Origin of the sequence: Nesterenkonia sp. E16_10 (assembly GCF_017347085.1) — a bacterium.
Classification (GTDB): domain Bacteria; phylum Actinomycetota; class Actinomycetes; order Actinomycetales; family Micrococcaceae; genus Nesterenkonia.
In genome coordinates this window covers 45171-52231 of record NZ_JADPSA010000039.1, presented here as the reverse complement: position 1 = coordinate 52231, position 7061 = coordinate 45171, and the positions used below count along the sequence as shown (strand labels likewise).

The following is a 7061-nucleotide window of genomic DNA, read 5'->3' as shown; positions in this document are numbered from 1 at the left end:
CTACCCGCCTCGCGCGATCCTGAAGCCGCCGCGGATGAGCGGCAGCTGCAGCGGGAGCCGCGCGAGCGCGATGTTGCGCACCGTGGGCCGGTGCCAGTATCGCTTCACCGAATAGAGGTTCGCCGGGTCGCCGGGACCGCCAGCAGGGCCGCGCAGCCCAGCTCGGCCACACCGCTGGCGTAGGTGATCCGCCGGCGGTTGCCCAGCTGGGGCGGCACGATGGCGTCGAAGGGCGCCGGTCGCAGGAAATGCATGGTCCCGGCGACACCGAGCAGTGTGGCCATCGACGCTGCGCGCGAGGTGCTGTTCATGGGTCCTCCGGGGTGGGATATCGAGGTGAGAGACTGGCGTGATGACGATCCTGAGCGTGACTCGAGGCCTGTGGGGATCCTCTCATCCCGGACCCACCGTCGTGGTGACCGTTCTCACCGCAGCGCTCGCGGTCTCGGCCGGACTCGGCGTGGAGCGGATCGCACTGCTGGGGTTCGCGGTGTTCCTCGGCCAGCTCTCGGTGGGCATCTCCAACGACGCCTTCGACGCCGAGCGCGACCGCGCCGTCGGGCGCCGCGACAAGCCGATCGCGCGCGGCGATCTCAGCCTGCGCACCGCCTGGATCGCCGCGATCGGTGCTCTGGTGCTCGCACTGGCGCTCTCCGCCCCGCTGGGGCTCGGACTGCTCGGCGCGCATGCGGTGTTCCTGGCGGCGTCCTGGATCTATAACGCGGGGCTCAAGGCCACCGTGTTCTCGCTGGCCCCGTTCCTGCTCGCCTTCGGACTGTTCCCCTCCTTCGCGACCCTGGCGGGCACGGATCCGGGGGTTGCCGCCCCCTGGGCCTGGTTCGCCGGCGCCGCCCTGGGCGCCGCGATCCATCTCACCAATGTCTTGCCGGACCTCGACGACGACGCCCGCACCGGCATCACCGGCCTGCCGCACCGGCTCGGTGCCCGGCCCGCGGCGGCGCTGGCCGCCGCGGCGGTGCTCAGCGGCGGGATCGCGGTCACCGCCGGTGCCGCCGGGTGGCGATTCGAGGCGGTCCCGGCGGTCTCCTGGGTGTTCTTCGTCCTGGTCAGCGCCGTGGCGCTGCTCGCTCTGGTCCTCTCGATCCGGGCCCGATCTGGGCGGGTGCTCTTCCGGCTGGTGATGTTGGCGGCGCTGCTGCTCGCCGCGCAGCTGGTGGTCGCCGGAGGCTCCCTGGCCGGCTGAGGTGAGGCTCAAGCCTCGGCGTCGAGACCCATGGCATAGGCGTGGGCGAAGAGCCTTCCCGACCCCGGACCGAGCATCAGCCGCACCCCGTTCCGGCGGGCGGAGTCCCTCGCGGGTGGGAGCGGCCGGCCGAGCCGAGTGTTCAGCGCCGCCAGCTGCGCGGCCCGGCGGGCCGAGCCCAGCCGGGTGCGCTCCCAATGCCGCAGCTGCGCCTCCGGTTCGGTGCCGGTGGTCACCCAGTCGGTGAGCAGCGGGGCCAGGGTCGCGGCGTCGAGCAGTCCCAGGTTCATGCCCTGGCCCCCGATCGGACTGACCTCGTGGGCGGCGTCTCCGATGACCAGCAGCCGGTGACGGCGCAGCGCCGGGGCGACGAATCGGCGCACCCCGAAGCCGCTGACCGCCCCGGTGAGCGGCTGGCCGTGTGCGGCCAGGGTGCGTGCCATCCGGTCACGCTGGGATGCCGGATCTTCGGAGGTGACCCCGGAGTCCCAGGCGACGAACCGGCGTCGTCCCCCGGGAAGCGGGAAGGACTCGACCACTCCGGAGGGCTCGAGGTGGACCAGGGCGGTGTGCGCGTCCTGCCGGGCCGGCATCTGCGTCCCCCGGCCCTGGGCACCCGGCGCCTCGACGTCGGTCATCAGGTACCGGTCCGGGTAGCTGTGCGCCACCGGGGACCGGTAGACCAGCTCGCGGGAGCGCGGGCCTCCGGCCAGCACCACCAGCGGGGCCCGGCGGGTTCCGGAGCTGGTGTCGAGCTCGACGTGGTCAGACTCGGGGCGCAGCGCGCTGACGGCGATGCCGCGCTGCGGAGCCGGGGCGTGGTGGGCGAGCGCGGCCTCGGTGCCGGACTGCGGCAGCGTCGCGACGAAGGGGAAACGGGTGCTGAGCCGATCAAAGCGCACGACGCCGAGCAGATTCCCCTGCGCGCGGGCTTCCCCACGGGTCACCTGCACCGCCTGCTCCAGCAGCCGCGCGGTCAGCCCGGAGTCCTCCAGGGCGGCGAGCACCGGGGCGTGGATCCCGATGGCACGGCTGTCTGCGCTGCCGTGTTCGCGCTGTTCCAGGATCTCCACATCCACACCGGCACGGCGGAGCAGGCCGCCCAGCAGCAGTCCCACCGGGCCGGCGCCGATCACGATCACCTCAGCCACGGCCGGGCGCTTCCGCGATCAGCCGGAACGGTGCGGGGGAGGTCACGGTCCAGCCGTCGCCCAGGGCGGTGGCGAGCTCCTCCTGCTGGTAGCTGCGCCGGATCGAGCGCAGTCCGTCGGTGCGCAGGAAGGTCCCGGGCGCCAGCGGGGTGATCCCGACGGCGTAGAGGCCGTAGGCGAGCCGGCCTCGGGCGATGTCGCTGTGCAGCACGGTGCCGGTGCAGAGCCGCCGGGAGGATTCGGTGAAGTCGAGCAGGCCGGGGGCGTCCAGGTGGTGGAGCACGTGGTTGGACAGCACGACGTCGAAGCTCTCGCCCGCCTCCAGCAGGGCGCCGGCATCGGCGCAGAGGAACCTGACCGGGGGAGGCTGGCGAGCGCCGGTGCGGTGCTTCCGGTCGTTCTGGGTGTTCTGAGTGTTCTGGGCGGCCTCGTGGGCACGCGGATCTGGATCTGCCCCGGTCCACTCCACGCGCAGCCCGTCGCGGGCGGCCAGCTGCGCCAGGCGGGTGACCACATCCCCGCCCCCGGAGCCCAGGTCCAGCACTCGGGCGGGCCGCTGCCGGTCCAGCAGCGCCGGGCGCAGCCGGGTCCGGTAGACCTGGTCCCAGCCGGAGATCAGCCGGTTGACCAGGTGGAAGCGGCGCAGGGTGGCGTCCAGGCGGACCGGGTCGCAGTCGGGGTCGTCCATGAGCTCGCGGAGCTGCTCATCGCGGGCGGAGAGGTTGACCGGGCTCACGGGTCACCGGGTCTTGTGCAGCAGCGCGGATTCCACCGTCAGCCCGGGCCCGAAGGCCAGCGCGGCGATGCGGCCGCTGACCGTGGGGTCGGTGAGGAGCTGGCGCAGGATGAACAGGATGGTGGCGCTGGACATGTTGCCGTGATCGCGCAGCACCGCGCGGGAGGCGTCCAGGGCGGTGGGCTCAAGCCGAAGTCCCGCCTCCACCCGGTCCAGGACGCTGCGGCCCCCCGGGTGGACCGCCCACCGGGCGGGCGCCGGCTGATCCCCGAGGAAGCGGTCGACGGCGGCGCGGATCTCCCGGCCGATGATCCTGGGCACCTCGGCGGAGAGCCGCATGTTGAACCCGTGGTCCCCGATGGTCCAGACCATGTCCGATTCGCCCTCATTGGTCAGGGCGGTGCCGAACCGTTCCAGGGTGATCCCACCGGGGGTGCCGAGGTTCTCGTCGGCGGTGACCACTGCCGCGGCGGCGCCGTCGGCGAAGACCGAGGCGGCGACGATCTGTTCGGCGTCCGAGGCCTCGCGGATATGCAGCGAGCACAGCTCCACGCAGACCACCAGCACCACGGCCTCGGGCTGCGCGGCGGTGATCTGGGAGGCGGTGCGCAGCGCCGGCAGTGCGGCCGCGCAGCCCATGAATCCCAGGTGGCTGCGTTCCACGGTCGGTGGCAGGCCGAGGTCACGGATCAGCCGGAAGTCCAGGCCCGGTGCGAAGAACCCGGTGCAGGAGACGGTCACGACATGGGTCACCTGGCTCGGTGCCAGTTCCGCCTCGGTCAGGGCGCGGCGCCCGGCCTCGGTCGCCAGTTCTGGGGCGCTCTGCCGGTAGAGCTCGTTGCGGGTCCCGGTGGTGGGCGAGAGCAGCGTGTTGCCTTCCCCGACGAAGACCCCGTCCGGGGTGCCGCCCAGGCCGGTGAGCGCCGAGTGCCTGGTCTCGATGCCGGCGGCGTCGAAGGCGGCCCCGATGAGCCGGCGGGTCAACCGGGTGGCGTCGGGCTGGTCTGCGAAGAAGGCGCGCAGATCTTGCTGGGGCACCGAGGTTGCCGGAAGTGCCGTGCCGATGGAGAGGATGCGCGCGGGCATGTCACCACTAAACCATGGTGACGAGCCTCTCCGCCGCAGAGGCCGCGCAGAAGACCAGGAAGTCTCCGCCCGGCGCCGTTGGCCGGACGAGGACTCACCGGGGCTCTTGGGCCTGATCCTGATGATCCTCTTGTGTCAGGGGCTCCTCGAACGCGACAGGATCCATCCCGATGATGTAGGTGGCCTGGGCGATATGCGCCACCGCGTCCAGCGAGATGCTGATGAGCCGCGCCGCCCGGGTCACCGGCGGGTCCCACTGGGGATCGACGATCTGCTCGAGGTCCGCGTCGTCCAGCGACTCCAGGTAGGACAGCTGAGCCTCGCCGACGGCGCGCAGATGCTCCAGCAGCAGTTCCGGGTCATCGGCCCGGATCCGCCGCGCCTCGGTGCCGGTGTGGCCGAATCCCATCTCGTGGTCCGTCAGGTTCAGGCCGAACCGCTCCGCGAAGCCCTGCGCCGTCCACACCGTCTCTGCTCCGGAGAGGCTGGCGAGCTGTTCATCGATCTCTCGGGCCGAGTGCCAGAGCAGCCAGGCGATGGAGTTGTGGTGCTGCGGGTGCGCGTTGAGCAGCCCGGGCGTCAGTGCGGGGCGCAGCGCCTGTGCCTCCTCGAGGGGGCGGCGCGCGATGTCTTGGAGAATCTCGATGCTGCTCATGGTGATCACCTGTTCTTCGAGGGCGGAAGGGCTATTCGGCGAGGAGGGTGCGGACGTGTTCGGTGAGCGTCGTCGTCGGACGGCCGATGAGGCGGGCGAGCGTGCCGTCGGAGTCGGCGAGCAGCCCTTCGGCGATGTTCGCGTCCAGGGCCGTGATGAACCCTGCGGTGCCCGCGTCCAGGCCGAAGCTGGTCAGCGCGGCGAGGTGCTCCTCGGTGGAGAGCTGCTCCACGCGCACCTCGCGTCCGGAGACCTCCGTGATGGTCGCGGCCAGCTCCTCAAAGGTCCACGGCGCATCTCCGGCGAGTTCAAGGACGGCGCCGTCGTGCTCCTTGGAGAGCAGCACGACGGCGGCGGCCTCGGCGTAGTCCCGGCGTGGGGCGCTCGCGATCCGGCCCGTCCCGGTGCTGGTGAGCAGGGCGCCGGTGGCGACGCCCTGGTGGATGGTCTCGTCGTAGTTCTCGGTGTACCAGCTGTTGCGCAGCACCGTGTGGGTCAGCCCGGAGGCTTCGAGGAGCTCCTCGGTGGCCTTGTGCTCGGGCGCGAGTACCAGGGCGGAGGTGGAGGCCTTCGGGGCGCTGGTGTAGACCACAGTGGCATTGACCCGCTGGGCGGCCTCGATGACCGCATGGTGCTGCGGGACGCGCTGGCCGACCTCGGTGCCTGAGATCAGCAGGACCTTCTCCGCGTCAGCGAACGCGGCCTCGAGGGTGGCCGGGTCGTTGTAATCGATGCGTGCGGTGCGCACCCCCAGGGCGGCGAGCTCGTGGAGCGCCTCGGGGTTGCGGCCTCCGGCGAGGATGCCGGCGGGGGTGGCTCCGCGGGCCAGCAGCTGCTCGACGACCTGGCGGCCCAGGTGTCCGGTGGCTCCGGTGACGACGATGCTCATGACTTCTCCTCCAGGTCTGGGCGCCATGGTGGTGCCTGCCTGGGTCAACCGTGCGGGGAGGTGATCGCTTCCCGACAACGGCCCTGAAGTCCCTGTGCCGGGCCGCTTTCAGTGAGGCCCCATGTGTAGGCATTCACGGGCTCGCCTGCCGTCGATAGGCTGATTCGGAGGATGCCGTCAGAGGAAGGGGCACTGTGGGACTGATCAGCCATGCGGTCGGAATGAAGAAGCAGTTCACCGCAACGGGGTATGTGGTGAACTCCAGCCGTACGCGCCTGCTGATGATCTATCACCGCGGCCTGGGCCGTTGGCTGCCGCCCGGAGGCCATGTGGACCCGGACGAGTTCCCCGGAGACACCGTCCTGCGGGAGGTTCGGGAGGAGACCGGTGCGCACGCTCACCACGCCGGGGAGCCTGACCTGGACCTGGGGCTCAACGGTACGACGGAAGCCCAGCTGCCCACTCCGTTCGCCACGGCTGCGCAGCTGATCCCGGCCTCCGCCAAGGACATCGAGCACATCCACATGGACCTCATGTACCTGCTGATCGCCGCCGACTCGGGTCCCTTGCAGCCACATGAGACCGAGGTCGACGTCGCCCGCTGGTTCACCCGGGAAGAGATCCTTGAAGGCGGGGAAAGTCCGGACAGTGCTCGGGCCTTTGCGGCACGGCACCTTCTCGGTTCAGTCGATTGAGCGCAGCTGTGCCTGATGCAAGATGTACTTCGTGGTCGCCAGCGTCAGATCGGGGCGCCGACGACGCAGCGCGGCCATCGCGTGCAGCTTCTCCGAGGGGCTGATCTGCGCCTGGTGGAGCACCCCACCTGCCCAGGTTGCAGCCTCGGCGTCGTCGGTGAAACCTGCCTCCCGGATCGCGATCCGCTGATCACGGCGATCCCCGAAGAGCATGTGCCTGAGATTTCCTCTGCGTGGCTTCATGTCATTGAGGCTATTGCTGGTGCTCCACGGTTTCAACGCCCGGGGTTCCAGCTTCGAGGACGCGGGCTCTGCGTCTCGTGCGGGTGAGGACGAACAGTCCAGAAGGATCTCCGGCGGGGCTTGGAGCGGGGTTCATCAAGAGGGGGATGAAGCCCTTGGCGATGTCGTAGGCCCGCATCACGACCAGGAGGACACCCAAGGAGGCGGTGCTGGTCAGCGACCCCGGCTCAGGCCGGGGAGGCCACGCGAGGACGCTCGGCAGCGGGGTCTTTCCTGAATCATTGGGCCCGGTCACCGCCAGCGCATCCCCTGAGCCGACACCGAAGCTCACCGCAGCGCGCAGCTCGACGCCATCGAGCGCGACTCTGAGACGCTCGGCGGTGATCACGCGTCTCCCTCGGG

10 protein-coding genes are annotated in these 7061 nt (G+C 70.9%); 2 read left to right on the top strand and 8 right to left on the bottom strand.

The features are described from left to right. Positions 1-104 precede the first annotated feature (104 nt). Positions 105-311: a DoxX family protein gene (locus I2487_RS15565; RefSeq protein WP_255546357.1), complete on the bottom strand. Its 207-nt coding sequence runs from the start codon at positions 309-311 to the stop codon at positions 105-107. Between the two features lie 41 nt (positions 312-352). Here I2487_RS15565 and I2487_RS12735 point away from each other — a divergent pair, with 41 nt between their 5' ends. After that, positions 353-1204: a UbiA family prenyltransferase gene (locus tag I2487_RS12735; RefSeq protein WP_255546356.1), complete on the top strand. Its 852-nt coding sequence runs from the start codon at positions 353-355 to the stop codon at positions 1202-1204. 8 nt (positions 1205-1212) lie between these two features. Here I2487_RS12735 and I2487_RS12730 read toward each other — a convergent pair whose 3' ends face one another. The 5 genes from I2487_RS12730 to I2487_RS12710 all read right to left on the bottom strand — a co-directional run bounded on the left by I2487_RS12730 (position 1213) and on the right by I2487_RS12710 (position 5721). After that, on the bottom strand, positions 1213-2355 hold the full coding sequence (locus tag I2487_RS12730; protein WP_207170106.1) for an FAD-dependent monooxygenase: 1143 nt from the start codon (positions 2353-2355) through the stop codon (positions 1213-1215). Beyond that, complete coding sequence (locus I2487_RS12725) at positions 2348-3091, bottom strand: methyltransferase domain-containing protein (RefSeq protein ID WP_345941431.1); 744 nt, start codon at positions 3089-3091, stop codon at positions 2348-2350. Before I2487_RS12725 ends, I2487_RS12730 begins: the two co-directional genes overlap by 8 nt. A 3-nt stretch (positions 3092-3094) precedes the next feature. Continuing rightward, a complete protein-coding gene (locus I2487_RS12720; protein WP_207170105.1) occupies positions 3095-4177 on the bottom strand; it encodes a type III polyketide synthase in 1083 nt (360 codons plus the stop codon). A gap of 94 nt (positions 4178-4271) precedes the next feature. Continuing rightward, a complete protein-coding gene (locus tag I2487_RS12715) occupies positions 4272-4832 on the bottom strand; it encodes a mycothiol transferase (RefSeq protein ID WP_207170104.1) in 561 nt (186 codons plus the stop codon). A 31-nt stretch (positions 4833-4863) separates the two neighbouring features. Continuing rightward, the gene (locus tag I2487_RS12710) at positions 4864-5721 is read right to left on the bottom strand and encodes an SDR family oxidoreductase (RefSeq protein ID WP_207170103.1); all 858 of its coding nucleotides are present in this window, start codon (positions 5719-5721) and stop codon (positions 4864-4866) included. A gap of 194 nt (positions 5722-5915) precedes the next feature. Between I2487_RS12710 and I2487_RS12705 the strand changes: the two genes are divergently transcribed. Continuing rightward, on the top strand, positions 5916-6416 hold the full coding sequence (locus I2487_RS12705) for an NUDIX domain-containing protein (protein WP_207170102.1): 501 nt from the start codon (positions 5916-5918) through the stop codon (positions 6414-6416). Here I2487_RS12705 and I2487_RS12700 read toward each other — a convergent pair. Both I2487_RS12700 and I2487_RS12695 read right to left on the bottom strand, forming a co-directional pair. Then, complete coding sequence (locus I2487_RS12700) at positions 6405-6659, bottom strand: hypothetical protein (protein ID WP_207170101.1); 255 nt, start codon at positions 6657-6659, stop codon at positions 6405-6407. The two genes, I2487_RS12705 and I2487_RS12700, sit on opposite strands and share 12 nt — an antisense overlap. A 10-nt stretch (positions 6660-6669) precedes the next feature. Continuing rightward, positions 6670-7047: a P-loop NTPase family protein gene (locus I2487_RS12695; protein ID WP_207170100.1), complete on the bottom strand. Its 378-nt coding sequence runs from the start codon at positions 7045-7047 to the stop codon at positions 6670-6672. Positions 7048-7061 lie beyond the last annotated feature (14 nt).

Bases quoted from the DNA above. Each gene is read 5' to 3' on its own strand.
- I2487_RS12700 (WP_207170101.1), bottom strand. From the start codon at position 6,659: ATGAAGCCACGCAGAGGAAATCTCAGGCACATGCTCTTCGGGGATCGC.
- I2487_RS12720 (WP_207170105.1), bottom strand. From the start codon at position 4,177: ATGCCCGCGCGCATCCTCTCCATCGGCACGGCACTTCCGGCAACCTCG.
- I2487_RS15565 (WP_255546357.1), bottom strand. From the start codon at position 311: ATGAACAGCACCTCGCGCGCAGCGTCGATGGCCACACTGCTCGGTGTC.
- I2487_RS12735 (WP_255546356.1), top strand. From the start codon at position 353: ATGACGATCCTGAGCGTGACTCGAGGCCTGTGGGGATCCTCTCATCCC.
- I2487_RS12715 (WP_207170104.1), bottom strand. From the start codon at position 4,832: ATGAGCAGCATCGAGATTCTCCAAGACATCGCGCGCCGCCCCCTCGAG.
- I2487_RS12710 (WP_207170103.1), bottom strand. From the start codon at position 5,721: ATGAGCATCGTCGTCACCGGAGCCACCGGACACCTGGGCCGCCAGGTC.